At 30.9% G+C, this 24,616-nt stretch carries 23 protein-coding genes and 1 pseudogene; 7 read left to right on the plus strand and 17 right to left on the minus strand.

What is annotated here, in order from left to right; translation table 11 throughout:
- Window positions 1–74 precede the first annotated feature (74 nt).
- From H574_RS0103440 to trhO, 6 genes are all read right to left on the minus strand, one after another.
- Window positions 75–2,420, minus strand: coding sequence for a penicillin-binding protein 1A (locus H574_RS0103440; protein WP_027879221.1), 2,346 nt, complete (start codon window positions 2,418–2,420; stop codon window positions 75–77).
- 10 nt (window positions 2,421–2,430) lie between these two features.
- Window positions 2,431–2,913: a gliding motility lipoprotein GldH gene (locus tag H574_RS0103445; protein ID WP_027879222.1), complete on the minus strand. Its 483-nt coding sequence runs from the start codon at window positions 2,911–2,913 to the stop codon at window positions 2,431–2,433.
- Entirely contained in the window at window positions 2,900–4,159 is a 1,260-nt protein-coding gene (locus H574_RS13895; protein WP_036227044.1) for a PSP1 domain-containing protein, read from the minus strand. The genes H574_RS0103445 and H574_RS13895 overlap by 14 nt, the downstream gene beginning before the upstream one ends.
- A gap of 150 nt (window positions 4,160–4,309) precedes the next feature.
- The gene (locus H574_RS0103455) at window positions 4,310–4,540 is read right to left on the minus strand and encodes a ferredoxin (protein WP_027879223.1); all 231 of its coding nucleotides are present in this window, start codon (window positions 4,538–4,540) and stop codon (window positions 4,310–4,312) included.
- Window positions 4,540–5,784 carry a peptidase U32 family protein gene (locus tag H574_RS0103460; protein ID WP_027879224.1) on the minus strand — a complete coding sequence of 415 codons (1,245 nt, stop codon included), beginning with the start codon at window positions 5,782–5,784 and terminating at the stop codon, window positions 4,540–4,542. The genes H574_RS0103455 and H574_RS0103460 overlap by 1 nt, the downstream gene beginning before the upstream one ends.
- Before the next feature lie 14 nt (window positions 5,785–5,798).
- Entirely contained in the window at window positions 5,799–6,863 is a 1,065-nt protein-coding gene (gene trhO / locus H574_RS0103465; RefSeq protein WP_027879225.1) for an oxygen-dependent tRNA uridine(34) hydroxylase TrhO, read from the minus strand.
- 483 nt (window positions 6,864–7,346) lie between these two features.
- On the opposite strand from trhO, the gene recA reads away from it, so the two are divergent.
- From recA to H574_RS0103485, 4 genes are all read left to right on the plus strand, one after another.
- A complete protein-coding gene (gene recA / locus H574_RS0103470; RefSeq protein ID WP_027879226.1) occupies window positions 7,347–8,351 on the plus strand; it encodes a recombinase RecA in 1,005 nt (334 codons plus the stop codon).
- 94 nt (window positions 8,352–8,445) lie between these two features.
- Window positions 8,446–8,865, plus strand: a complete 420-nt coding sequence (locus H574_RS0103475) for a hypothetical protein (RefSeq protein ID WP_027879227.1) — start codon at window positions 8,446–8,448, stop codon at window positions 8,863–8,865.
- Between the two features lie 26 nt (window positions 8,866–8,891).
- Window positions 8,892–9,437: an RNA polymerase sigma factor gene (locus H574_RS0103480; RefSeq protein ID WP_027879228.1), complete on the plus strand. Its 546-nt coding sequence runs from the start codon at window positions 8,892–8,894 to the stop codon at window positions 9,435–9,437.
- On the plus strand, window positions 9,438–10,913 hold the full coding sequence (locus H574_RS0103485) for a hypothetical protein (RefSeq protein ID WP_027879229.1): 1,476 nt from the start codon (window positions 9,438–9,440) through the stop codon (window positions 10,911–10,913). It abuts the gene before it with no gap.
- A 73-nt stretch (window positions 10,914–10,986) separates the two neighbouring features.
- Here H574_RS0103485 and H574_RS0103490 read toward each other — a convergent pair whose 3' ends face one another.
- Window positions 10,987–11,721: a lysophospholipid acyltransferase family protein gene (locus H574_RS0103490; RefSeq protein ID WP_027879230.1), complete on the minus strand. Its 735-nt coding sequence runs from the start codon at window positions 11,719–11,721 to the stop codon at window positions 10,987–10,989.
- Window positions 11,722–11,799: 78 nt separating this feature from the next.
- Here H574_RS0103490 and trpS point away from each other — a divergent pair, with 78 nt between their 5' ends.
- Window positions 11,800–12,768 carry a tryptophan--tRNA ligase gene (gene trpS / locus H574_RS0103495; RefSeq protein WP_027879231.1) on the plus strand — a complete coding sequence of 323 codons (969 nt, stop codon included), beginning with the start codon at window positions 11,800–11,802 and terminating at the stop codon, window positions 12,766–12,768.
- Here trpS and H574_RS13900 read toward each other — a convergent pair.
- Window positions 12,769–13,368: pseudogene (locus tag H574_RS13900) on the minus strand (DNA-processing protein DprA); the annotation flags it as partial.
- Here H574_RS13900 and H574_RS0103505 point away from each other — a divergent pair.
- Window positions 13,362–13,799: a helix-turn-helix transcriptional regulator gene (locus H574_RS0103505; protein ID WP_027879232.1), complete on the plus strand. Its 438-nt coding sequence runs from the start codon at window positions 13,362–13,364 to the stop codon at window positions 13,797–13,799. The pseudogene H574_RS13900 and the gene H574_RS0103505 sit on opposite strands and share 7 nt — an antisense overlap.
- Before the next feature lie 42 nt (window positions 13,800–13,841).
- Here H574_RS0103505 and H574_RS0103510 read toward each other — a convergent pair whose 3' ends face one another.
- The 4 genes from H574_RS0103510 to H574_RS0103525 all read right to left on the minus strand — a co-directional run bounded on the left by H574_RS0103510 (window position 13,842) and on the right by H574_RS0103525 (window position 17,873).
- Window positions 13,842–14,156, minus strand: coding sequence for an STAS-like domain-containing protein (locus H574_RS0103510; protein ID WP_027879233.1), 315 nt, complete (start codon window positions 14,154–14,156; stop codon window positions 13,842–13,844).
- A gap of 20 nt (window positions 14,157–14,176) precedes the next feature.
- Entirely contained in the window at window positions 14,177–15,058 is an 882-nt protein-coding gene (locus tag H574_RS0103515; protein WP_051169816.1) for a hypothetical protein, read from the minus strand.
- 18 nt (window positions 15,059–15,076) lie between these two features.
- The gene (locus H574_RS14795; RefSeq protein ID WP_027879235.1) at window positions 15,077–17,113 is read right to left on the minus strand and encodes a cytidine/deoxycytidylate deaminase family protein; all 2,037 of its coding nucleotides are present in this window, start codon (window positions 17,111–17,113) and stop codon (window positions 15,077–15,079) included.
- Between the two features lie 313 nt (window positions 17,114–17,426).
- On the minus strand, window positions 17,427–17,873 hold the full coding sequence (locus H574_RS0103525) for a hypothetical protein (protein ID WP_027879236.1): 447 nt from the start codon (window positions 17,871–17,873) through the stop codon (window positions 17,427–17,429).
- Window positions 17,874–18,013: 140 nt separating this feature from the next.
- Between H574_RS0103525 and H574_RS0103530 the strand changes: the two genes are divergently transcribed.
- Window positions 18,014–20,512 (plus strand): DEAD/DEAH box helicase family protein, encoded by a 2,499-nt coding sequence (locus tag H574_RS0103530; protein ID WP_027879237.1) that lies wholly within the window; start codon window positions 18,014–18,016, stop codon window positions 20,510–20,512.
- A gap of 179 nt (window positions 20,513–20,691) precedes the next feature.
- On the opposite strand, the gene H574_RS0103535 is transcribed toward H574_RS0103530, so the two are convergent.
- From H574_RS0103535 to H574_RS13910, 5 genes are all read right to left on the minus strand, one after another.
- Window positions 20,692–21,051 carry a hypothetical protein gene (locus tag H574_RS0103535; protein WP_155912569.1) on the minus strand — a complete coding sequence of 120 codons (360 nt, stop codon included), beginning with the start codon at window positions 21,049–21,051 and terminating at the stop codon, window positions 20,692–20,694.
- A gap of 142 nt (window positions 21,052–21,193) precedes the next feature.
- Entirely contained in the window at window positions 21,194–21,541 is a 348-nt protein-coding gene (locus tag H574_RS14870) for a helix-turn-helix domain-containing protein (RefSeq protein WP_036227047.1), read from the minus strand.
- A gap of 416 nt (window positions 21,542–21,957) precedes the next feature.
- Window positions 21,958–22,200 (minus strand): sigma factor-like helix-turn-helix DNA-binding protein, encoded by a 243-nt coding sequence (locus H574_RS0103545; protein ID WP_027879239.1) that lies wholly within the window; start codon window positions 22,198–22,200, stop codon window positions 21,958–21,960.
- A 40-nt stretch (window positions 22,201–22,240) separates the two neighbouring features.
- On the minus strand, window positions 22,241–22,741 hold the full coding sequence (locus H574_RS0103550; protein WP_155912571.1) for a replication protein: 501 nt from the start codon (window positions 22,739–22,741) through the stop codon (window positions 22,241–22,243).
- Window positions 22,710–24,335: a recombinase family protein gene (locus H574_RS13910; RefSeq protein ID WP_051169817.1), complete on the minus strand. Its 1,626-nt coding sequence runs from the start codon at window positions 24,333–24,335 to the stop codon at window positions 22,710–22,712. Before H574_RS13910 ends, H574_RS0103550 begins: the two co-directional genes overlap by 32 nt.
- Window positions 24,336–24,616 lie beyond the last annotated feature (281 nt).

Genomic DNA, 24,616 nt, shown 5'->3' on the forward strand with positions numbered 1-24,616 from the left:
TTAGTGGTTTAAATTTAAGAATAAAAAAAACCATTCTGAAAAGAATGGCTTTTAAAATTTATCGTTGAAATATTTTAGAATTCTAATTCATCAGGAACATCTTCTTCTGGCATATCTAAATCGCCTGAATTTGAATTATTTCCTTCCTCATACTTATCACAATCTACAATAATAGAAAGGTCTTTAGGTTTTTCAAATTGATCTTTTGATACATCTAATTCTTTGTCTTCATAACAACTTTTCATGTACATACCCCAAATTGGTAACGCCATAGATGCACCTTGACCGTATGTAATCGATTTAAAGTGAGCTGCTCTATCTTCTGCACCAACCCAAACGCCAGTTACTAGATTTGGTACCATACCCATAAACCAACCATCTGATTGGTTTTGTGTTGTTCCTGTTTTTCCTGCTATTGGGTTTGTAAATCCATATGGATAACCTGTGATAATTTCTTTATAAACACCACTATTTGGCATCCAAGTACGACGTAGTCTAGCTCCAGATCCTTCTGTGGTTACTCCTTCCATAAGTTTAACTGTAACATAGGCAGCTTCTTCACTTAAAACATCTCTAGTTTCTGGTACAAATTGGTATAAAACAGTATCATTTTTATCTACAATAGTAGTAACCATTACTGGTTTTGTATAAACACCTTGATTTGCAAATGCAGAATATGCGCCTACCATTTCATATAAGCTTATATCTGGTGTTCCTAATGCTATAGATGGTACTGCTGGTATTTCTGATTCTACTCCTAAATCTCTTGCCAGTTTAGATACTGGTTCTGGACCTACTTTATCCATTAACCTTGCTGTAATAGTGTTAACCGAGTTTGCTAATGCTGCCTTTAAGGTCATTTCTCCACTATAATCTCCATTTGAGTTTTTTGGTGCCCATGCCTTTTGATTTCCAAATTTACCAGCCTCAATAGTGTATGGTGCTTTAGGTAATTTATCACATGGCGACATGTGCAATTGATTAATTGCTGTTGCATAAACAAATGGTTTAAATGTAGATCCTACTTGGCGCTTACCTTGTTTTACGTGATCGTATTTAAAGTGTTTATAATTCATACCACCAACCCAAGCTTTAACATGTCCGGTTTGTGGATCCATACTCATTAAACCTGGTTGTAAAAAGTGTTTGTAGTAACGCATAGAATCCATTGGTTTCATAATGGTATCTATTTCTCCTCTTTCCCAAGAGAAAATGGTCATTTCTGTTGGCTTATTAAAAGATGCTATAATTTCTTTTTCAGATTTTTTTAAATCGTACTTCATGTGTCTCCAACGTTCTGATTGACGCATAGAACGTTGCATAAGACTTTCTATTTCATCTTTATCTAGATCTAAAAATGGTGCTGTTGGGTTACGGTCTGGTGTATTTTGATGAAAAAATTCTGCTTGCAATTTTTTCATGTGTTTTACAACTGCATCTTCTGCATATTTTTGCATACGAGAATCGATAGTTGTATACACTTTTAATCCATCTTGATATATATTATATTTAGAACCGTCTGCTTTATAATTTTTCTTATCGTTTGCCCAGTCTTTTAAAAATGCTCTGAGGTATTCTCTAAAATAGGTAGCTGTACCATCGTTATGAGATTCTGGATTAAAATTTAAATCCAATTCTGTTTTTTGAAGTGAATCTTTAATTTTTTGATCTAAAACACCATATTTGGTCATTTGTGCAAGGACAACATTACGTCTATTTTTAACACCTACTGGGTTTTTATCTGGTCTTGGATTATACAACGACGAATTTTTAAACATACCTACCAACATGGCAGATTCTTTTACTGTTAGCTCTTTTGGTTCTTTACCAAAGTAAATTCTTGCTGCAGATCTAATACCATCTGCATTGTTACCAAAATCATAGATGTTGAAATACTGAGCAATGATTTCTTCTTTTGTATACTGACGTTCTAAACGAACCGCAATAATCCACTCTTTTACTTTTTGAATTAAACGCTCTACAATATTTTTTGATCCTTCACCATGAAATAACTGTTTAGCTAACTGTTGAGAAATGGTACTTGCTCCTCCACTTCCTGGTTTTAAGACAGCACGTAATAAACCTCTTGCATCAATACCAGAATGGTCATAATATCTAGCATCTTCTGTTGCTACTAAAGCATCTATCAAATTTTGAGGTAAGTCTTCATATCGTACTGGTGTACGGTTATCGTTTAAATAAAATTTAGCTAATGTTTTACCGTCTGAAGAAATAATTTCGGTAGCTAAATTGGTTTCTGGGTTTTCTAATTGTGTATGGTCTGGCATTTCACCAAAAGCACCAACAGATGCTAAAAAGAATATTAAAACGATTAAAAGAATGCCTCCTAAAAAAAGCATCCAAAACCATCTGATGTATTTTTCGAAACCTGTAGTTTCTTGTTTTTTAGTTTTTGCCATCTATGCCAATTTATTCTGTTTTTTCTATCCTAAAACCTACGTCTGTAATACCTTCTAAATTTACTACGCCATTTACATTTCCGTTTTGGCGCATTGCGTGCTGTATGTTTACTTTATATTCTCCTTTTTCTTTAAAAATCACACCTTCTTTATACCACAACTTATTTTCTTTTACAGAAGATAACCCTTCGCCTAGCCACTCGCCATTTGGTTTTGTCATTGCGTATTGTAAAGTGTCTGTTATTGCTTTTCCGTGAGGAAATTTCATTTCAACAATTAAATATAAATTACTGAATTTATAAGCATTGGTGTTTCTTAAATTAACAAACAGGTTGTAAGGTTTTATAGAATCTGGTGGATTTATTTTAAAACTTACTACATCTTCTTTATTCCATGCTGTAGACACACTTTTATACTCGTCATAAACAGCTTTAGAGTCACAAGACATTGCTAAAACAAATAGTAATAAAACAATTATATTATTTGTTTTCATTGTTGTTGTTTGGTTTGTTTTTGTTTGGTCGACGTTTTTTAGGTCTTCTTTTTTGATTGTTTGAGTTGCTATTAGTGTTTGTATTACTTTTAGCTTCTACTTTACTTGGTCTATTACGCTTTCGGTTTTTATTAGTTTTACGTTTCTTATTGTGTTTTGGTTTATCAAAGCGTGTTAAACTATCTTGACCAACAACGTTTTCAAACTCGGTTTTAGTATCTACAGTAAGGTCTGCTGCGTATTCTTCTAAACTAGCAACTTTCTTTTTTTGTTTATTAATTTCTATAATTTCGTTGGCTTGTTCCGTGGTAATTAAGTGCCAATTCATCCATTCGCCTTCATAAGCGTACCACATATGTCCTTTAAAAATGTCTGTTTTTTGGCATACTGCAGTACCTTTTTCGGTATACAATTTTGTATCTGTTTTAGGAAATGATTTTAAAGCATCTAAATACGCATCAAGCTCGTAATTTAAACAACATTTTAACTTACCACATTGACCAGCTAATTTTAACGGATTAAGTGATAATTGTTGGTAACGTGCTGCACTTGTGCTTACCGATCTAAAATCTGTTAACCAAGTAGAGCAGCATAGCTCACGACCACAAGAACCAATACCACCAAGTCTTGACGCTTCTTGACGAAAGCCAACTTGTTTCATCTCTATTCTTATTCTAAACTCTTTAGCGTAAACTTTAATTAGCTCTCTAAAATCTACACGTTCTTCAGCAGTGTAATAAAAGGTTGCTTTGCTTGCATCACCTTGAAACTCGATATCAGAGATTTTCATTTTAAGACTTAAATCTATAGCAAATTGACGTGCTTTAACCTTCATTGGTTCTTCGCGGTCTCTTGCTTCGCTCCAAATATCTATATCTTTTTGTGATGCTTTACGGTATATTTTTAATACATCGTTTTTGGTGTCTATCTTTTTGCGTTTTATTTGTACACGCACTAATTCGCCCGTAAGGGTAACCATACCAATATCGTGACCAGATTGAGCTTGAGTAGCTACAATATCTCCAATACTAAGTGTTAATTTTTCGGTATTTTTATAGTAGTGTTTACGTCCGTTTTTAAAACGTACTTCTACCCAATCAAAAGGTTCTTCTCCGTTAGGCAAAGACATGTTTGCTAACCAATCAAAAACCGTTAATTTATTGCAACTATCTGTACCACACGTTCCGTTATTTTTACAACCTTTAGGCTGTCCATCCTTTCCTGTAGCGCAACTTTGACAAGCCATACTATTTTATGTATATATTGAATCTAAAGGAGTTAGCTTTAGATGACGATTAATAATTTGTGACTTTTCGCTTTCGCGGAAAATGAGCCACTTCAATTTGTAAAGATAAGATTATTCTTATGACTTTAAAATAATAAAATTTAGGTGTTTTTACACGTCTTTAACCGAAATTATATTTACCGGACATGCTTTTGAGGCTTCAGTACAAGGTTCTAAAATTTCGTAATCGTTAGATTTTAAGGTAAAAAAACCTTTTCTATCGGTTGAATGTAATAATACAGTTTTACCGTCTTTTTTTGACATCCTAAACTGGTTTGGTGCCAACTCTACACAGTAATTACAACCAATACACTTGTTTCTTTGTAAGGTAATAACAACCATTAGGCTTCTACTTTATTTTCTACAATTTTATAAAGTTTGTCTGATGGTCTTACTCTAAACTCTAATGGAATAGTGATTGAGTCTCCTTTTGTTCCTTTTTCTAACGCTTGATCATTAACCAACATTTCTTTAAGCTCAAACTCTTTAGCACCTGTTGTTGGTCCAGTAATTAGTAAAGTATCACCTAATGACAAATCGTAAGCTTCAATTTTAAATTCGCCAATTTTAGCTTTTGGATAAAAATGAACGCCTTTACCAATATACACTTTCTTTTGCGTTGCATGAGATCCTGAACCTTTACTCCATTCGCCTAATTTTTGTCCTAAATAATAACCACTCCAAAATCCACGATTATAGACTTTTTCTAGCTCTTGCATCCAACCAATAACTTTGTCTTTATCGTAAGTGCCGTTTTCTACACTATCAATTGCGTCTCGGTAACATTTAATAACTCTAGCAACATATTCTGGTGCACGACCACGACCTTCAATTTTTAAAACTTTGATACCTGCATCTGCCACTTGGTCTAAAAAATCGATAGTACAAAGGTCTTTTGGAGACATGATATACTCGTTATCTAATTCCATTTCAAAACCAGTTTCTTGGTCGATAACGGTATATTTTTTTCGGCAATTTTGTTTACATGCGCCACGATTTGCAGACGAGTTATGTGAGTGTAAACTCATATAACACTTACCTGAAACCGCCATACACAATGCACCATGACCAAAAATTTCGATCTCTACTAAACGACCTGATGGTCCTTTAATTTGTTCTTTTTCAATTTGCTCTGTAATGTGTTTTACTTGGCGTAAACTAAGCTCTCTACTTAACACCATTGTATCTGCAAACATGGCGTAAAACTTAACTGTTTCTATGTTTGTGATATTAATTTGTGTTGAAATATGAACTTCCATACCCAACTCTCTAGCTACAGCAATTACCGCTTGATCCATTGCAATTACTGCTGTAATATTAGCTTCTTTAGCTCTTTTTACTAAGGTTTTTACGATGGATAAATCGTGATCGTAAATAATAGTATTAAGAGTTAGGTAAGTTCTTACATTTTTAGCTTGACAACGTTTAGAGATTTCTTCTAAATCGTCTAAAGTGAAATTAATAGACGCACGAGCACGCATGTTTAGTTGCTCTACACCAAAATAAACCGAGTCTGCGCCATTATCTAAAGCAGCTTGCAAGGATTCAAAATTTCCTGCAGGTGCCATTAATTCTATCTTTTGCATCGCACTAGTCTTGTTTACTTTTTTAAAGTTTCAAAAATATTGCGTAAATCTTTTTTATATGGTAAATGGTCTGCTCTACCTTTTTTGAAGATGTCATTACTGTTACCTTGTCCTTTACGTAGTGCTTTTTGCTCTTCATAAGGCAATGCGTTTATATCTTTACACGTTGAAGAACAGCAATTGTCCATTTCAGCTTTACAATCTTCACACTGGATAAATAATAAATGACAAGCATCATTTGCACAGTTTACGTGCGTATCACAAGGCTTACCACATTGGTGGCATTGTGCAATTACATCGTCGCTAATTTTTTCTGCTCTTCTTTCGTCAAACACAAAATTCTTTCCTATAAACTTATTTTCTAAAGCTTTTTCGTTGACTTGTCTTGTGTATTCTATAATTCCTCCATCAAGTTGATAGACGTTTTTAAACCCTTTGTGTTTAAAATAGGCACTAGCTTTTTCGCAACGGATACCACCAGTACAATACATTACTAATTTTTTGTCTTCTTTATGTGCTTTTAAATCATCTTCAATAATATCTAAAGACTCTCTAAAGGTATCTACATCTGGCGTTACGGCGTTTTTAAAGTGACCTATTTCGCTTTCGTAGTGGTTACGCATATCTACTAATACCGTGTTTTCGTCTTCTATTAAATCGTTAAACATTTCGGCATTAACGTGTATTCCTTTGTTAGTAACATCAAAAGTTTCGTCGTTTAATCCATCTGCAACAATCTTATCACGTACCTTAACTTTCAGCTTTAAAAAAGACATGTTGTCTTGCTCTACAGCAATGTTAAGTCTTACATTTTCTAAAAAATCAATGCTATCTAAATGAGTTTTGAAGTTTTCAAAATTATCTGCTGGAAGTGATAATTGGGCATTGATACCTTCGGTAGCGACGTAAATTCGACCTAAAACATCTAAACTATCCCATTTTATGAATAGTTGGTCTCTAAATTCTTGTGGATTGCTAATGCGCGCATATTTGTAAAAAGACAGAGTAAGACGTTCTTTACCTGCTTTTTCAATAAGTTCGGCACGTTCATTAGCACTTAATTTGTTGTACAGTTGCATGCTATACTTTCGTTTTAAGAGTTAATAAATGAGGTGCAAAGGTAGAATTTAAAATGGGTATTGCAAGATTAAAGATTGCATTTTGATGTTATTTTAATGAAAAACAAACAGTTAACCTATAAAAAGAAAAAAGTCCTTTGTGTTTTACAAAGGACTTTTAACAGACTAACTCGTTAATAATTTTTTAATTTTTTTATTAAAAAATGTTACGAGTTAACCTCCATCGGCTTTACAACTGCTATTTAAGAAAATAGAGATTGAAACGCCTAATGCATTAATCAAGATTATTTTTTTTAAATATTTCATTCCTTAGCAGTTTAGAATTAATATCTATAAAGAGGAATAAATTTTTTTCTTTTTCATAGCTATTTTTTCCCTCTTTTGTTAAGTAGATGCAAAAAGTTTAAAAAGGTTGCGTGAGAAAAATAAAAATGGTTAAAAAAGTAGTATTTTAGCATTGAAATTTTATAAAAAGAACTGAAAATGAGCAAAGAAAACGAAGCAAAATTAAAAGCTTTACAACTAACACTAGACAAGCTAGATAAAGCCTACGGAAAAGGAACAGTAATGAAAATGAGTGATGCTGCTGTTGTAGATGTAGATGCTATACCTTCTGGATCTTTAGGTTTAGATATCGCTTTAGGTGTTGGTGGTTACCCAAGAGGAAGAGTTATAGAAATATATGGACCAGAAAGTTCTGGTAAAACAACTTTAACATTACATGCAATTGCTGAAGCACAAAAAGCAGGTGGTATTGCAGCGTTTATTGATGCAGAACATGCTTTTGACCGTTTTTATGCTGAAAAACTAAATGTAGATATCGATAATTTAATTATTTCTCAACCAGATAATGGTGAGCAAGCTTTAGAAATTGCAGATAATTTAATCCGATCTGGAGCTATAGATATTGTTGTAGTCGATTCGGTTGCTGCATTAACTCCAAAAAGTGAAATTGAAGGAGAAATGGGTGACTCTAAAATGGGATTACACGCACGTTTAATGTCTCAAGCATTAAGAAAATTAACCGCATCTATTAGTAAAACCAATTGTACCGTAATATTTATTAACCAATTACGTGAAAAAATTGGAGTTATGTTTGGTAACCCAGAAACTACTACTGGTGGTAACGCTCTTAAATTTTATGCTTCTGTTAGATTAGATATTAGAAGGTCTACACAAATTAAAGACTCTAACGGAGATGTTATGGGTAACAAAACAAGAGTTAAAGTGGTTAAAAACAAAGTAGCACCGCCATTTAAAACAGCAGAATTTGATATTATGTATGGTGAAGGTGTTAGTAAAGTTGGAGAAATTTTAGACGTAGCTGTAGATAAAGGCATTGTAAAGAAAAGCGGATCTTGGTTTAGCTACGAAGACACTAAATTAGGACAAGGTAGAGATGCTGTAAAACTAGTTATAAAAGATAATCCAGAATTGTTTGAAGAACTAGAAGGCAAAATAAAAACCGCAATAAAAGAAGAACAATAAAATAAAATCCCGATTAATTCGGGATTTTTTATTTTTATACGCAACCTTTTTATAACTAATGCATCTATTAAGTACTTAATAGCAATAAACCTAGATGAAAAAATTAATATTATTACTGATAAGCTTTAGCTTTATGATTACTTCTTGTAGTGTAGAGGATGATACACCAACAGAAAATTATCATATAGAAATACTACCTGTAGAGTCTGCTACTGTGCCAGAATCTTTTACCTATGGAGAAGATCATGAAATTACGGTTAGCTATATTAGACCTAGCACTTGTTACGAATTTAATGACATATATTTCTTAAAAAGCAATAATGTAAGAAATGTTGCAGTAATGACCACAGTATGGGATAACGTAGTAAATTGTGTAGACTTACAAAGCATAGAAGAAAAAACATTTACAGTTAAAGCAACTCAATTAGAAAACTATATTTTTAAGTTTTGGCAAGGTATTGATGATAGCGGAGAAGATATTTACTTAACCGTTGAAGTACCTGTTGAGCAATAATTTTTTTTTAATTAATAAAATATGCATTGAGTTTAGACCGGCTCATATATAATTGTCAAAAAAATGACACAAAAGCGCAAAGTGAATTATATGAACTTTTTTCAAGTAAATTATTCTCAATCTGCTTAAAGTATTCTCGTAATTACGCAGAAGCAGAAGATAATTTACAAGACAGTTTTATTACCATATTTAATAAAATAAAACAGTATAAAAATAAAGGAAGTTTTGAAGGTTGGCTTAAAAGAATAACAATCAACACTGCATTACAACGTTACAGGCAACAAAAAGTATTTGACATTGTTAACGAGGATGCAATTGAAGAGGAAGAAGAAGTAGATATAGATGAAAATAACGTAAGCCTTGAGTTTTTATTAAACTGTATACAAGAGTTACCAGATAGATACAGGCTAGTTTTTAACTTATACGTTTTAGATGGTTATTCTCATAAAGAAATATCACAAATGCTAGACATAAATACAGGTACTAGCAAATCTAACCTAGCAAGAGCTAGGCTAATATTAAAAGAAAAAATAACAACATATACTAGCGGTAATAATTCGCAAAGTTTATAGATGAGTAAAAAGAATTTAGATAGACTATTTCAAGAAAAGTTTAAAGATTTTGATGCTAAGCCAGATAAACATGTTTGGCAAAACATTAAAAAACAACTTGAAGAAGAAAAAAACGACAAACCAGTGTTAATCATTCCACTATGGTTAAAACTTTCTGGTGTTGCTGTTTCTATATTATTAATGTTGTTTTTAGGCAACTCTTTATTTAATACTAATATAGAAAATCAGCCTATAATTGTAGATTCTCCACAAAAAACAGAGAGTAACACAACAACTAAAAAGCCTAAATCAGAGCTAAACAATAAAGAAACTAATATTACTACTACAGTAAAAAATAAGAACTCTGTTACAGAATCTATCTTACATAAAACAGAATCTTTTAATAAAAAAGAACCATTAAATAATCAAAACACAAATAACTTAACTACTTCTAGTGTAAAATCTGCTGTAACAGCAATAAATAACTCAGAGACAACGTCTACAAAAAAACAAAGTACTTCTAATAATAAAAAGGCTGTTTTAGAAGATAAATTAGATCAAACTGGTATTGCAAAATCTTCTAACAATACTAATAATAGCAAAGTGCCATCAAATAATCTTAAAGGCATACAAAACAATAATTTAAAACTTGATAGCAGTAAGGCTTTAGCAGAAAACAGCTTAGAAAAAAATAATTTAGATAAAGAAGAAAAAGAAGACCAAAAAGAAAACGCAATTGAAACTGCAATTGCAGAAAACGAAGAATCAAATAATGAAAAAGAAGAAGATTTTAACAGGTGGAGTATCTATGCTAATGCTGCACCTGTTTATTACAATAGTTTTGGTAATGGGTCTTCTATAGATGAGCAATTTATGGGTAATAATAAAACCGGCGAAATAAATGCTGCTTACGGACTTAAGTTTGGTTACGCCATAAACGAAAAAGTTAAAATTAGAACAGGTATTAATAAACTAAATTTAAGTTATGATACCAATGATGTAATTGTTTATCAAAACGTAAGTAACAACCCTAAAGTTATGAGAAACGTTAGATTAAATAAAATTAACAACTTGGACATAAACGTTATTAGCGGAAACGAATCTTTTTTACAGGTACCAAATATAGGTTTTGTTAGAAATGTTTCTTTAAGTCAACGTATATCTTATTTCGAAGTTCCTTTAGAAGTAGAATATAACCTTATAAATAAAAAAATTAGTTTAAATATTATTGGTGGTGTTAGTTCTTTCTTTTTAGACGATAACGAGTTAATATCTGAATTCGAAGGAGATCAAACTAAAATAGGAGAAGCTAATAATCTAAATTCTGTGAGTTTTTCTACAAACTTCGGTGTGGGATTATATTACAATTTTTCTAGACATCTTCAGTTAAATTTAGAACCAACTTTTAAATATCAAATTAATGCTTACAATAATACATCTGGAGAGTTTAACCCTTATATCATAGGGTTATATTCTGGGTTAAGTTATAAATTCTAAGTTTTAGTTATTTTTCTTCTAAAAAAGAAAAATAACTATCAAAAAAGCCACTCTGTGCCAAGAGTGGTTTTTTTTATTTAAAATTTTCTAATTGTTTTAAGATAATTAATCTAGCCTTTTCATTTAAGGACTTAGTATCATTAACGCTCAAATCTGATGTAGATATAAACTGATGCATAGTTGCTCTTAAAATACCTGGTCCACCACTAAAAAAAGTATAAGAAAATCGTCTTTTATTATCTGCAAACGTTAATGGTACAATAGGTATTTTATGGTTTATAGCTAGTCTAAAAGCACCATCTTTAAACTCGGCTAAATCTATATGTTCTTCAGGCACCATGCCTTCTGGGAAAATACAAATACTTAAACCTTGTTTTAATCGCTTTTGTGCCCTCATAAAAACACGTTTTCTGCTTTCTGCATCACCACGATCAACTAAAATACAAGTACGCTTATAGAAAAAACCAAATAATGGAATTTTTGCCAACTCGGCTTTACCAACAAAAACAAAAGGATTTTTTACTGCCACTAACATTAGCATAATGTCAATCATAGACGTATGATTAGCAATAAACATATAGCTTTTTTTGAGCTCGGTTTTTTGCAGATAATTAATTTTTGTTGGCATACCCATTCCAACTAAAATAAAACGCGCCCAAAAGCGGGCTAATTTAAAAAAGTATGGATACCAAGATTCTTTAGAAATAGAAATTAAAAGTAACGGAAACAACACAATTATTGGTAAGGCTACCAATACGTAAAACCAAATACGGTAAAATGTCCAAAAAATGTACTTAAATATCTTCATTTGGATTCAAAACTAATTAAATTAATTGAGCTATTCTACTAAAAAAATTACCTTTGTCATTCAGAATTAAATTTAATCATGGCAAGAATACTTACAGGAATTCAAAGTACAGGAACACCACATTTAGGTAATATATTAGGTGCAATTTTACCTGCTATAAAATTATCAGAAAACAGTGATAATGAGTCTTATTTGTTTATAGCAAATTTGCACACCTTAACACAAATTAAAAATGCAGAAGAGTTAAGACACAACACCTACTCTGTTGCTGCAACCTGGTTAGCTTTTGGATTAGACATAGAAAAAACAGTGTTTTATAGACAAAGTGATATACCTCAAGTTACAGAACTTGCTTGGTATTTAAACTGTTTTTTTCCGTTTAAAAGATTGCAATTAGCCCATGGTTTTAAAGATAAAGCAGACCGTTTAGAAGATGTAAACTCTGGTTTATTTATGTACCCAATGCTTATGGCTGCAGATATTTTATTGTATGATGCAGAGATTATTCCTGTGGGTAAAGACCAACTTCAACATATCGAATTTACAAGAGATGTAGCCTCTCGTTTTCATGCAAAAATGGGTGAAGCTTTTGTTTTACCTGAAGAAAAACTTCAAGAAAACACAATGCTTATCCCAGGTACAGATGGCGAAAAAATGAGCAAAAGTAGAGATAACTACATCAACATCTTTTTACCAGAAAAACAACTTCGTAAAAAAATAATGAGTATTGAAACAGATAGCACTCCATTAGAAGAGCCTAAAGACTGGAGTACGTGTAACTGTTTTGCTATTTACAGCTTATTAGCTAACGAAGAACAAATTGCAACAATGAAAGCAAATTACGAAAATGGTAATTACGGTTACGGTCATGCTAAGCAAGCGCTTTACGAGTTAATCTTAACCACTTTTGAAGCTCAAAGAGAACGCTACAACTATTACATGCAAAACTTAGATAAAATAGACGAAGCGTTAGCTATTGGTGCAGAAAAAGCTAAAAAAGTAGCAGATAAAGTATTAGCTAGAGTTAGAGAAAAGGTTGGATATTAATTAAATAAGCTCAAACAATTTTCCTGGTAAAGGTCTAACAACACCTTTTAACTCCATATTAAGTAAAATACTTGCCATTTTGTAAGTTGGTAATTTGCAGTTTATAGCAATAACATCTAAAAGCTCTTTATCGTTATCTTTTAGGTAATTGTAAACTATTTTTTCATCTGCATCTAACTCTACAAATAGCTGTTTTTGTATTGGTGGCTTTTTTAACGCTTCTAATTCCCAATTAAGCATATAAGGAATATCGTATGGTGTAGATAGCAAATGTGCTTTTTGCTGCTTAATTAGGTTATTACAACCAACACTTTGGCTATCTGTTATGCGACCTGGTACCGCAAAAACATCTCGGTTATAAGAATTAGCAATATCTGCAGTTACAAGGCTTCCGCCTTTTTCTGCAGATTCTATAACAATGGTTGCTTGACTTAAACCTGCAATAACACGATTTCTTTTTAAAAAGTTGTTGCGATCAAAAGTATCACTACTCCAAAAATCAGTATAAAAACCGCCATTATTTTCTACTTCAGCCACATATTTTTTATGCACTTTAGGATAAATTTGGTTTAATCCATGCGCTAAACAACCAATTGGTTGCTACGCCCATTTGGAATGTTAGTTTAATAACTCAAAAGCCTATAGAAAACTACCCTAAAGAACATGAAACTAGTTTAGGAGCAGCATTAAAACGTACTCGTTTAAAGAAAGGGTTGACTCAAGAACATGTAGCCAATAATTTACAATTATTGCTTCAAAATTATTCTCGATTTGAAAAAAACATTCATATTCCTTCTATAAAAAAGCGTAAGAAAATAAATGAGTTTTTAGGATATAATTTTTGGGATGATGGCACAGAAACCTTATCAAATATAGTTCTTTTATATCGAATTGAAAATCAATTATCAGCTAAAGAATTTGGCAAAATAATCGGAGTAAGTAGAAATACAATAAAAAGAATAGAGTTAAAAAATAATGTGTCAGAAAAATCAAAAAGACTAATAATTAAATTTCTTAAAATGATTGAATAGGATATTTGATTCTCTTCTATATAAATACTTTAAGAAAATAATTCAAGAACGATTTGTTTTTTCTGCAAAATATTGTTTCGCTCTATCTGTAACTTTTTTAAACAGAATTAAATCTTCATCATCAATATTTCTCAGTGAAAGATAAGGACTAATTTGTTCTGAATTGAATTTATTATATAACTGTCCAATCGCAGCATTTAAAAAAGCTGTAGTAACTATAGTTATACCCATAAAATCTAGAACAACTTCTTTTTTTTCGGTAAGATGCTCATCAACAATGTAATATATGGTATTTCCATCATCTGTTGTAACAGCAAAGTTACCATCAATTATATCTAAAACGTTAATTAATTCCATTTACTTTCAAAAATACAAAATTAAAAAATATTCATTATATCTACCTCTTCTTTTAACATATAAGATTTTGTGTCAGAAAAATTAAATTCAAGATTAGCTATAGTACCTGGAAAAGAGAATTCTAAGGTTTCTTTTTTAACTTTTCCTTTTCTAAATTCCCAATATCCATCAGAAGAAACTATTTGAATTTTTCCTTTATTACGTTTAATAAACTCTGATATTAAAGCTAAACCTAAACCTCCACTTACATTACCCGTTTTGGTAGTGTTGTTCTCTTCCATAGCCCATTCTATACATTCTGCGCCATCTAATGATTTATTAAGGAAGTCATTTACATTTTTTTTAATTGTTTGTCCTAAATCGACAATGGTAAAGTCCATCATCGATTTATTTGGATAGTATTGACCACATGTATGTATATTTTCACAAAGACCATGTGTCCTAGCATTTTCAAATAATTCACATACACTCTGATTGATCTTTTTATTTAGTAAAGGGGAAACCTTTGGGAAATCCTTGTTGTTTAAAACCTCACTATCTAAATAAATTGAAAAGGATTTACTTTGATTTTCTTTAAATGTCCTATATTCAATTTCTGTATTATAAGTATATTCAGGATGCTTAAAACCGTAATTTTTCAAAAAACCATTCCTAGTCAATATATCTTTAGGAGATTTAACATTGACTATTTGGACAGAGTTTTCTCGATTTTTCAAAAACTCTATCATAGCACCTAATACTGCACAAAGATTAGCTTCAAACCAATATGTTTTTCGCATATCAATAATAACCATACTGTTTTCTAAATATTCAAGTTCTCTATAAAAATTTAATAAATTATTATATCCTGAAATTTCAGAAGATATAGTTGGTGGAAATATTTTAGTTATTTCTTTATACATTAAATTATAATCTATTACCTATTTCTCAAACCCTCTTAAAACTTTTGACATCATAGTAACTATATCATCATCATTAAATTCGTAACTTTTATTCAGTAATTCCCCTATTTTTACATCTTTCTTTTTAATTGATTTTAGTAGTTCTTTAAATTGTATAGCAATTTTGTTATCTACTTCCATTTCTAGCGTCATAGTAACCTCATCTTTGTAGGACATAAATGAGTCATAACATTTATTGTAAGCAACACCTATAGCTCCTGAGAAAGGAATCATTTTAGGTTGAGTTTTTATACTACCACCTTTAAGTATCTGATCATTTGATATTCCAGGGTACGGATCAATAAAGTATATAGTCCTAATTCCTAATTGATAAGCTTTTTTAGAACATAATTCACAAGGACTAGCAGTTGTAAATAAAATTCCATTTTCAACACCTTGCCCTCCTAGTTTTGTTATTTGAAGCATTGCATTTTCTTCTGCATGTAATGATCTCGTATGTACTTGATTTACTTCACCTTCATAATGATTGTGGACAGTTTTAAAGCAAAACGCACAATGCTTTCCGTTCAAGTCTTCTTTTTTTAAGGACAAAGGCTCACTAAAATATTCTACTAAAGCTTCCTTAAAATCACCTGGAGTTTCATTTTTATATTTAAAAGAAGAATTATTTGATACTTTCCCTTTTTCGAAGGGACTATAATGTTCTGTTTCATTAAACCATTCTTCAGATGGAGGAGAAATAATATCCTCAACATTTCTTAAGTTACAAGGGGTATGTCCCTTAGCAACATCATTCCAACCTATTGATTTGACATAAAAAGATGAATTTGTAATTGCTGCTCCAACATTCCTAGATATACATCCAGAGTTAATCTTAGCTGTAGCTGCAACTTGCATTGATCTTTCTACAGAAGTTGGGGTTACTAAGCCTGGTTGAGAAATTAAAGCTATTAATTTAACTAATTGTTCTTCTCGAGTTAAGAAATTTGCTCTTCCATAAGGAGGATCATAAATTTTTAAAAATTTAGTGACATCTTTTTTCTTTAGATTAAGTAAATGGTAATCACTTTTTTGAATACAATTTTCTACATCAGGAGATGAGAATATACCTTTTGAAAAATCTTTGGTTCTATACTCTGTAGCATCTAAATCAAACAGTTTTTTTGCTATTCTTTTTCTTTCTTCTACATCATTAATTGTTGTTGATAATCTATCCAAAACTCTATCTTCAGAATTATCTAATACATCCTTAGTAGCTACCATATAAAATCCTGAATACCTCTCTTTAAAGAACATTATTTCAAGCGAATTTCTTAAAGAATCAATAACTATCCTAGTAGGATTTTTGTCGTTAACAAACTTTTTAGCTTTTATAATTCTGTTTATGACACTTGACAATTCAAATATATTTTCAATACTTCTTTTCGCATTACCAAAAAGCTCTCCACCATTCCTAATATTACGTGCAATATTATGTAAAAAATTAGTTTTTCTGTAATAGCCCTGAGATTGTAAAATTTTAAAAAAAGTTTTACTGAATTCATCGAATTCGTCTCCAAAAAAAATAGACTCTAATTCTATTAAATCTTTTTCTAATTTTATATTTTTTAATTTATTTAAAGTAACTATTCTATTAATTAGATTAGAATTAGTAGATATTAAAGGTTCTAATTCTTTTATTAGATTTGCTATAACTAAAGTGTTATCTTCTGAAAGGGATTCTTTAAAGTATTTAGAAAGTAAACTTTTAATATTAGAAATTTCTTTTCCATACTTATTTATCAAAACTAAAAGAAGTACATTTTTATAGCTTATAACATCAAATGGAACCCAATTATTTTTATTTTCAATATAATTTTTGATAATTGTATATTTTCTAAAAAAAGTTGATTTTAAAGTTCTAGAGTCATTAAATTCTCTCAATCCACTTTCTTTTATTGATTCAAAAGAACCTGAAAGAAGTTTAGCTATAGCCGTACAACCTGATCCTGTGCGACCAGTAAGCCCAATTATTATAAAGTTTTTACGTAAAGAATAAAGATGATTTAATTTCATTTCAAATTAATTTGATTTTCTATAATTCCAGTTCTAAATATTTAGAATTTTTATTAAAAGTTAAAGAATATCAAGATATTCTGTTTTTAGGAATTTAGAAAAAATAAATGTCTTTTATACTACTAGGTCTAAAACAAATATATTTATTTAAAATAATAAAAAACTATAACTGTAGAAAATAATAGTATTTGTGGTTTAAAATTAAAAAACAGTTAATTTGAAATAAAATACAAGTATACATTAAGATGCCTGTATTAAATTATTTACAAGTAAAAACACTATACGTTAAAAGGAATGAATTAGTAAAATATGTTTAGTCTTTATTTGCACATACCATATATAAATAATAATATCCATCATAAGAATACATTCTTTTTCCTGGGGCTTTTATTCTTTTGTTTTGGTTTTTTTCAAAATGAGAATTCATATATTTTTCAATATAATACTCTTCTAGTTTTGAAACAAAAGTTGGGCTTGTTGATTTATAAAGTAAATACATAAATGAGTAATTATTTCTATAATCTCTTTTATCACTCCTTATATATGTATCTCCTGTTTTACCAATTTTAAAAATATCATGATGAGGAATTATATTGTTAATACTTTGGGTTATTTGAGATTTTAAACCAACTGAAATTCTTCCTGTTTGACACCAAGATTCTTCAATAATAGGTTTTGTTCCAGACCAAAAGTTTTTCCAAAACCTATTCCATTCAGTTTCCATTTGAGACAAGTGAGTACGTGTAGATTTCTTTCCCATAAATTAAAATTATTGAAAATAAAGATATTAAAAACAAATCAATTATAATGATAGGTAGTAAAATAAAATCCATATATAAAGAGAGTAAGAAATAAATTGAATTAAAAATCATATCTTTAAAAATCAAATAACGGTATAGTATGAATTTTTTTGCACAAAAAAATAAAACTTTAAAAAAACGACAATTAGAAATAGAACCTCTTAAACTTTATGATTCTTTGTCAAAAGATGAGTTATATGGATATTTAAGAGGAGTGCAAGAAGAAGTTTTAAAAGAATGGCACAAGAGAAGAGAAGAAAATGAGCTTCTAATAAAAATGAACACTGGAGCAGGTAAAACCCTTGTGGGTTTATTAATTCTATATTCTAAAATGTTAGAACATAATAAACCTGTTGTTTATTTGTGTCCTGATAATCAACTTTTAAATCAAGTAATAGAGCAGTCTAAAAATTATAACATTCCTACATCAATTATTGATGAAAAGAATGATTTTCCTGAGTCCTTTCTTAATGCAGAATCTGTATTAATTACCACAATAAACAAAATGTTCAATGGAAAGAATATTTTTGACAGAGACAAAATAAAGCCTATAGGATTAGTAATTGATGATGCACATAGATGTGTTGAAAAAGTTAAAGATAACTTTACAGTAAAAATACCCTCTGATCATGAATTATATTCAAAATTAATAAAGCTATTTAAAATTGATTTAAAGAAACAATCAATGGGTAGTTTTGAAGCAATTAAATCTTCTGTTCCTCATTATTATATGAAGGTTCCTTTTTGGAGTTGGTTAGACAATATAGATAACGTAACAAGCCTTTTAGTTAATTACATTGATGAAAAAGAAACATTACTTTTTAAATGGGATTTAATGCAAAACAACCTATTACAATATGAAATGTATTTTAATGCTCAAAGGGTGGAAATTTGCCCTATGATATCTTTTTCACAAAATATAATTACATACAACTCGACAAAATTTAAATATGCTCTCTCAGCAACTTTTGTTAATGATTCTTCAATACTAAAAGATTTAAATTTTTCAATCGAATCATTATTAAACCCAATAGTCCCAAGAGATAGAAAGGATTATGGGCAAAGATTAATATTAGCTCCTAAAAGGTATTATAATAATATCTCTAATAAGGATCAGTTAAATATTTTAGATAAACATATAAAAAATGATCAAAATGTTGTTGTTCTAGTTCCAAGTTGGAAGGTTGCTGATGAGTGGGAGAAAATAGGTGCAGAAATTGCCAGAACTGAAAATATAAGCGATATAATAGAAAAACTGAAATCCTCTAGAGGTAATTTTGTAGTGTTTGTTAACAGATATGAAGGTATTGATTTAAGCGGAGATTCTTGTAATGTCCTTGTTATACATGACCATCCAAAATTTAAGTTTATTAGAGACCAATACTTTGAAGATATTCATCATGAAACAAGCGCAAATATTATAGCACAAACCATTGAGCAAGGAATGGGTAGAAGTGTAAGATCTAGTAACGATTATAGTATTATATATTTAATGGGAAGGCATATTTTGAGATTTCTTCGCCAAAAACGTAATTTAGAGTTTTTTAATTCGCATACAAAAACCCAACTAGAATTAGGTCTTTCATTAATGGAAGGACAAAAACTAGATGATGAAAATGTAGTAGACAAAATTGTTGAGATTGGTAATTATTGTTTAAATCAAGATGAAGATTGGAAAAGCTATTATCAAAATTTTATGGACGAGAATCTAGAAAAAAATTCGCTATCAAGGACTAAAAAATTAAAAGTTTTTAATAGCGAAAAAAATGCAATTTTAAAATTTATACAAGGTGAATATCAATCTGCCTTAAAAATTGCTAAAGAAATGATGAATGATGAAACTACACCTATTGAAAAAGCTTGGTATTATCAAATTTTTGCTAATATTATTTATCCTCAAGATAAAAATCAATCAAATGATTATCTCATAAAATCTAAAGCAATTACTTCAAGAATGCCCTTGCCTTTTTTATCTAATAAAAAATGGAAACTTCAAAAAATTCCTGATCAATTTTCTAATGCTTTAAATTTTATACATTCATTTTCATCTATCAATGACTTACTTTTATATATAACAGAAATTAATAATAACTTGATTTACGACCCTAATAATGAAGCTGAAGATTTTGAAAATGCACTTAATAGATTAGGAAAATTACTAGGTTTTATGTCATCACGTCCAGAAAAAGAAATAAATGAAGGGCCTGATGTTTTATGGGGTTCTAATGATGTATATTTGATTTTAGAAGCCAAATCTGAAAAACTCGAAACAAATAAAGTATCTAAATCTGATGTTGAACAGTTATATCATTCATTTGAATGGTTTAAAGGAAAGTACATATATGAAGGTCAAATTTTTGGAGTTAGTTGGCAACCAAACCCTATAAAACATAATGATGTAGCAGTTAATAATAATATTAAAGTTTTAGATAATAAAAAACTTAATGAATTAAGGAATTCTTTGTCTATTTTATATAACTTCTTTGCTAGTCAAAATAATATAAAAAAAATTAGTGAGGAAAACCTTAAAATTGAATACAATAAACTAGGTATAAACGCTTTACAATTTATTAATCGTTATCTTAAAGATATTAAATAGTTGAGAAAAAGAAAGTTGCCATATCACGTAAGATATATAATATATTTGTTTAAATGCCTATGGTATTATGTCTTATTTCCTATTGGAGTTGAACAGGATGAGTTTTCAAAAAACTTTTTTGGGGATAAGAACAAAGATTCTAAATAAAACCTCCTTTCAAAAAAACACCATAAGGTGTTTTAATTTTCCATATAAAAATGGGTTACTCCAAGTGAGACTGCATCAAAAGCTCCCGCCATATACTTTTCCGATTCACTGGTCTTTCGTGGAGTCATAAGCTTGTGTTCCATATTTTTTACATTTTCGGCAATTACGCAGGCAATCTCATATTTGGTATGTGCATTAAAGTTACTAAACACATAACGTATATGAGAGCGAGCATAAGAATAGGTTTTTAAGTGTTTTGTGTGTGCATACTGAGAAATGGTATCAATCATTTTCTGAATACGTTTTGACTTTCGAGAACCAATACCCTTGTAATCTTCTACAACAATAATTTTTGGCTCATAGTAATTTATAATCTCTCGGATGCGTTTCATTGCCAGTCTGTTTGAAACTGGCTTGACCTGAACCACTCTTGAGCTCAAGACGGTGAGCGCACTGCTCATAACAGCAAAGCCAAAACCGATGGCGTTTGGATAAATACTGAGTACTATTTGTTCTCTATCAGAAGTTTTATCCTTAAGCGTCATACAGTTTTTCTTGGCTAAGATGGTTGACAATTGCCTGTATATATGCTATACTATTAATACTCTTCAGGGTATGCTTGGGATTGTTCTGAGTATGGAGTAGTGCACTTCGGCGTATCAGTTGTTTCCGTATGTTCTTTAGTTGAGGCGACAGGAGTTCTGATATCGGTACTCCGAAGAGGATATGGTACATCAATAATATTTCTGGGGTTGGACTTCGTTTTCCAGTCTCATATCGATTGAGATTGCCTTTGTCTATGTTCAGCAAAAAGGCAACATCCTGTTGCGTGACATCGGCATCGGTACGAATCTGCTTTAAGAGATGTGTTGGTTTATTCATATAAAAAGATAAGGCGGTGAGGGTTAATCTCTCACCGCCTTATCCATTTTAAAAAATCTCACCAGATAGCAAAAGACGTTACTATGACGTGTAAAATTGTCCATATGGACAATTTTTTTCGCGGTCGTACAACATTCTGTGAAAAAGATGTGTATACTGTGGTACGACTAATATGTTATGAATAAACAGCTTTTAATAAGCTTTTGAATCACTACGAATGCATGGTTCTAAATGAGCCACATTTAGCGTTTAGCATCCAATTGAAAAACGCATGAAAACACCCTTTAAAGTAGAATAGGTTTTGTTAGTTCTATATCTGTTTTAATAAAGTAGCATCTGCCTTTATTGAAATAAAGGCTCAGGGTACTTCTTTGAATACAGTAATAGTAAAAATAATTTCAATATGAATTTCTATTTTATTCAATAACGGTACGTTTGCCCACATACCCTGCCTTTTCTAAAATTTGAAACGACCTTGCTAATATTTGCTTTACACGAGTGGCAGATATATCAAAGTGTTCTGCAACTTCAGAAAAATTCTTTCCCTCTTCCAACTGTAAACGTAACATCTCAAAATATCGTTCGCTTAAAAGTTCTTCAAATGCTTTTTTGTATCGGTTAAAAACATCTTTTGAAATTTCGTAGTCCTTGATAGTCATAAGGTGTATTATAATCAAGATTTGATGCATAGAAAAGCACCTATTTTCGTTTGCTTAAGATATCTTGAATGCGTTCCCAGTCCGATTGTCGTCCGAGTTGAGATAACTTCTTTTGTCTGTTTAGTTTTGTACCTTTAGTTTTGTTATATGCCTTATTTTGCATAGGTTGACGCTTCTGTTTGCCTACCTTTTGGGCGTTTTTTGCACATCTTTTAAAACAAGGTGCGTAATAGATGCGTGTCTTTCCCTTGCGCTCTTGAGGTGTGTGGAGCAGGTTTCCATGATAGTCTGTAATACGAATGAGCTGTTTGAGAATTAGGGATTGCACCGTATCGGGAATGGATCGTAGGGAAACGCCCGTGTTATTGTGGAACTGTCTGTAGGTAATGCGGTCTCTTTCTTTGCGCTTTCCGTTTTTGAGTACCCAACCGTAGGTCTTGCGGATGATGTGCAGTAGCATTTTCAATTCTGAAAAGGTCAGCTCTGTCAGGTGGACATCAAACACTTCGTTAGGCGTTTGGGTCGTCTGTTTGTAGCGCATAGTAGTCTTTTGCAGAATTAATTTTCTCTAAAGTAGAGGCACAACCGCAGAGAAACTTGTAAAACAGCTTTATTTGCTCTTTATTCATTGGCTTTGGAACGACAGATGACGTATTTTTGTCCGAATAGACAATTTTACCATACAATATTCGTTGACCGTCCCGTTCTGGGGCGCTTGATGATAAAGTGTCCCTAAAAGCTAGTTCTCGATATGGAGAAACCATTGTAAAACTTAGCTTTCTTTGATTTGCGGTAAGGTTCGAGGTTACTATTTCCAGTAATTCCCGTTTTTCTTCTACAATCCCTGAATTGTATATATTTATTGGGCTTTTACAAAGTTCGAGGAAATTGTCTATCTCTTCTAAAATTTGATCTTTGGAGCTTGAGAGTTGATTCTTTTTAGCTTTATTTTCCTGTAATTCCAAAAGAATTTTGGCTCTTTGTTTGTTATAACGATTTTTATCAATTACATCTTCCAAATACATATCAATTAGCTTTTGTTCTTTAGATTCTAGCTGACCTATCTTTAATGTAATCCCTTGAGCGATGTTTTCTTGTGTATTCACCCAATCATTTTTACTTTCTGTATGGACTTCTTTTAGAGTTTGAATTTCTTTATCGCTCAAAGAAATCGTTTTCAGAATATTTTTAACATGGTGCTCCACCAAATCTTCTCTAATACTTTTTGTAGGACACCCTTTAGTCGCACACCTGTAATAGACACAGCCCTTTTGCATCTCACCAGACATTATGTAATTACAGAGTTCACAACGAATTTTTTTTCTGAACAAGTAATTATGAATCATTCCCTTACTGGTCAGCCTTCCTTCGATTTTTAATTGAGCTTGTTTAAATACACGAGGGTCAATGATAGGGGTATGATTTCCTCTATATGTTTTTCCTTTAATTTTTATAAGCCCAATATAAAATGGATTTTTGAGTATCCTTAAAATTCCATTTTTACAGACACGCTTATTCCTCTTATTCTTTAAGCCAAGAGCTTCCATCTTTTTTGATAAAGCTTTTGCATTATATTCTCCTTGAACATAAAGATTGAAAAGTTGTTGTATTAAATCTGCTTGTTCATGATTAATTGTCTTGATCTTCCCTTTTCCATTGTCGTTATATCCAATAGGTGCTTCCCACGGATAGTATCCTTGTTTTAGTCTACCATACATCCCTTTAATGGTTTCTTGGCGTAAATTCCTAATATAATCAGATGCCATAACAGCTTGAATATCTGCCGACAATCTACCACTTCGTTCATTTAAATTAAGACTCTCATGAGCAAAAAACACATCAATATTCATATCGATAAGGTCGCCAATATTTGCCCAATCGTGAAGGTTTCTGGCACTTCGATCTATTTTGTGAATTATAACACCATCTGCTTTATAATCCTTCAGATTCTGCATCATTTTTTCAAATAAGGGACGCCCTTTCTTTGCAGCGGTCTTATTTTCTTCATAGATGTGAATAATATTCAGTTTATTTTTTTCTGCGAATTCTTTGATGATACGTTTTTGTTCAATCAATGAAGTTCCTTCTTTTTGTTTTACGTCTGATACACGAATGTATCCATATACTTGTTTCATAATAATTTGTAGTTGAGGCGAATAATTAATACACTTTAAGTGTAACTGAAGACTATTTTTTTAGTCAAGAAGCTTTTTACGGTTATTGATTTTTTCAGCTAGATTAATATATCTCAAGAAATTTAGCTCAGCTTGCTTTTGCTGTTCTTCATCTCTCTTGCTACATATATTTCTTATAAAATTGCTAATAACTTTACTGTTGTTTGTATTCATAACAAAACGATAATAACTCCCCATTTTAAACTCCAAAAGACGTGAATATGTATGGCTCTACATTATCA

Origin of the sequence: Mesoflavibacter zeaxanthinifaciens DSM 18436 (genome assembly GCF_000422365.1) — a bacterium.
GTDB lineage: Bacteria > Bacteroidota > Bacteroidia > Flavobacteriales > Flavobacteriaceae > Mesoflavibacter > Mesoflavibacter zeaxanthinifaciens.

Excerpts from the sequence above, each read along its gene's own strand:
- H574_RS0103440 (WP_027879221.1), bottom strand. The coding sequence starts at position 2,420 with ATGGCAAAAACTAAAAAACAAGAAACTACAGGTTTCGAAAAATACATC.
- H574_RS0103445 (WP_027879222.1), bottom strand. The coding sequence starts at position 2,913 with ATGAAAACAAATAATATAATTGTTTTATTACTATTTGTTTTAGCAATG.
- H574_RS13895 (WP_036227044.1), bottom strand. The coding sequence starts at position 4,159 with ATGGCTTGTCAAAGTTGCGCTACAGGAAAGGATGGACAGCCTAAAGGT.
- H574_RS0103455 (WP_027879223.1), bottom strand. The coding sequence starts at position 4,540 with ATGGTTGTTATTACCTTACAAAGAAACAAGTGTATTGGTTGTAATTAC.
- H574_RS0103460 (WP_027879224.1), bottom strand. The coding sequence starts at position 5,784 with ATGCAAAAGATAGAATTAATGGCACCTGCAGGAAATTTTGAATCCTTG.
- trhO (WP_027879225.1), bottom strand. The coding sequence starts at position 6,863 with ATGCAACTGTACAACAAATTAAGTGCTAATGAACGTGCCGAACTTATT.
- recA (WP_027879226.1), top strand. The coding sequence starts at position 7,347 with ATGAGCAAAGAAAACGAAGCAAAATTAAAAGCTTTACAACTAACACTA.
- H574_RS0103475 (WP_027879227.1), top strand. The coding sequence starts at position 8,446 with ATGAAAAAATTAATATTATTACTGATAAGCTTTAGCTTTATGATTACT.
- H574_RS0103485 (WP_027879229.1), top strand. The coding sequence starts at position 9,438 with ATGAGTAAAAAGAATTTAGATAGACTATTTCAAGAAAAGTTTAAAGAT.
- H574_RS0103490 (WP_027879230.1), bottom strand. The coding sequence starts at position 11,721 with ATGAAGATATTTAAGTACATTTTTTGGACATTTTACCGTATTTGGTTT.
- trpS (WP_027879231.1), top strand. The coding sequence starts at position 11,800 with ATGGCAAGAATACTTACAGGAATTCAAAGTACAGGAACACCACATTTA.
- H574_RS0103510 (WP_027879233.1), bottom strand. The coding sequence starts at position 14,156 with ATGGAATTAATTAACGTTTTAGATATAATTGATGGTAACTTTGCTGTT.
- H574_RS0103515 (WP_051169816.1), bottom strand. The coding sequence starts at position 15,058 with ATGTATAAAGAAATAACTAAAATATTTCCACCAACTATATCTTCTGAA.
- H574_RS14795 (WP_027879235.1), bottom strand. The coding sequence starts at position 17,113 with ATGAAATTAAATCATCTTTATTCTTTACGTAAAAACTTTATAATAATT.
- H574_RS0103525 (WP_027879236.1), bottom strand. The coding sequence starts at position 17,873 with ATGGGAAAGAAATCTACACGTACTCACTTGTCTCAAATGGAAACTGAA.
- H574_RS0103530 (WP_027879237.1), top strand. The coding sequence starts at position 18,014 with ATGAATTTTTTTGCACAAAAAAATAAAACTTTAAAAAAACGACAATTA.
- H574_RS0103535 (WP_155912569.1), bottom strand. The coding sequence starts at position 21,051 with ATGAAACGCATCCGAGAGATTATAAATTACTATGAGCCAAAAATTATT.
- H574_RS14870 (WP_036227047.1), bottom strand. The coding sequence starts at position 21,541 with ATGAATAAACCAACACATCTCTTAAAGCAGATTCGTACCGATGCCGAT.
- H574_RS0103545 (WP_027879239.1), bottom strand. The coding sequence starts at position 22,200 with ATGACTATCAAGGACTACGAAATTTCAAAAGATGTTTTTAACCGATAC.
- H574_RS0103550 (WP_155912571.1), bottom strand. The coding sequence starts at position 22,741 with ATGCGCTACAAACAGACGACCCAAACGCCTAACGAAGTGTTTGATGTC.
- H574_RS13910 (WP_051169817.1), bottom strand. The coding sequence starts at position 24,335 with ATGAAACAAGTATATGGATACATTCGTGTATCAGACGTAAAACAAAAA.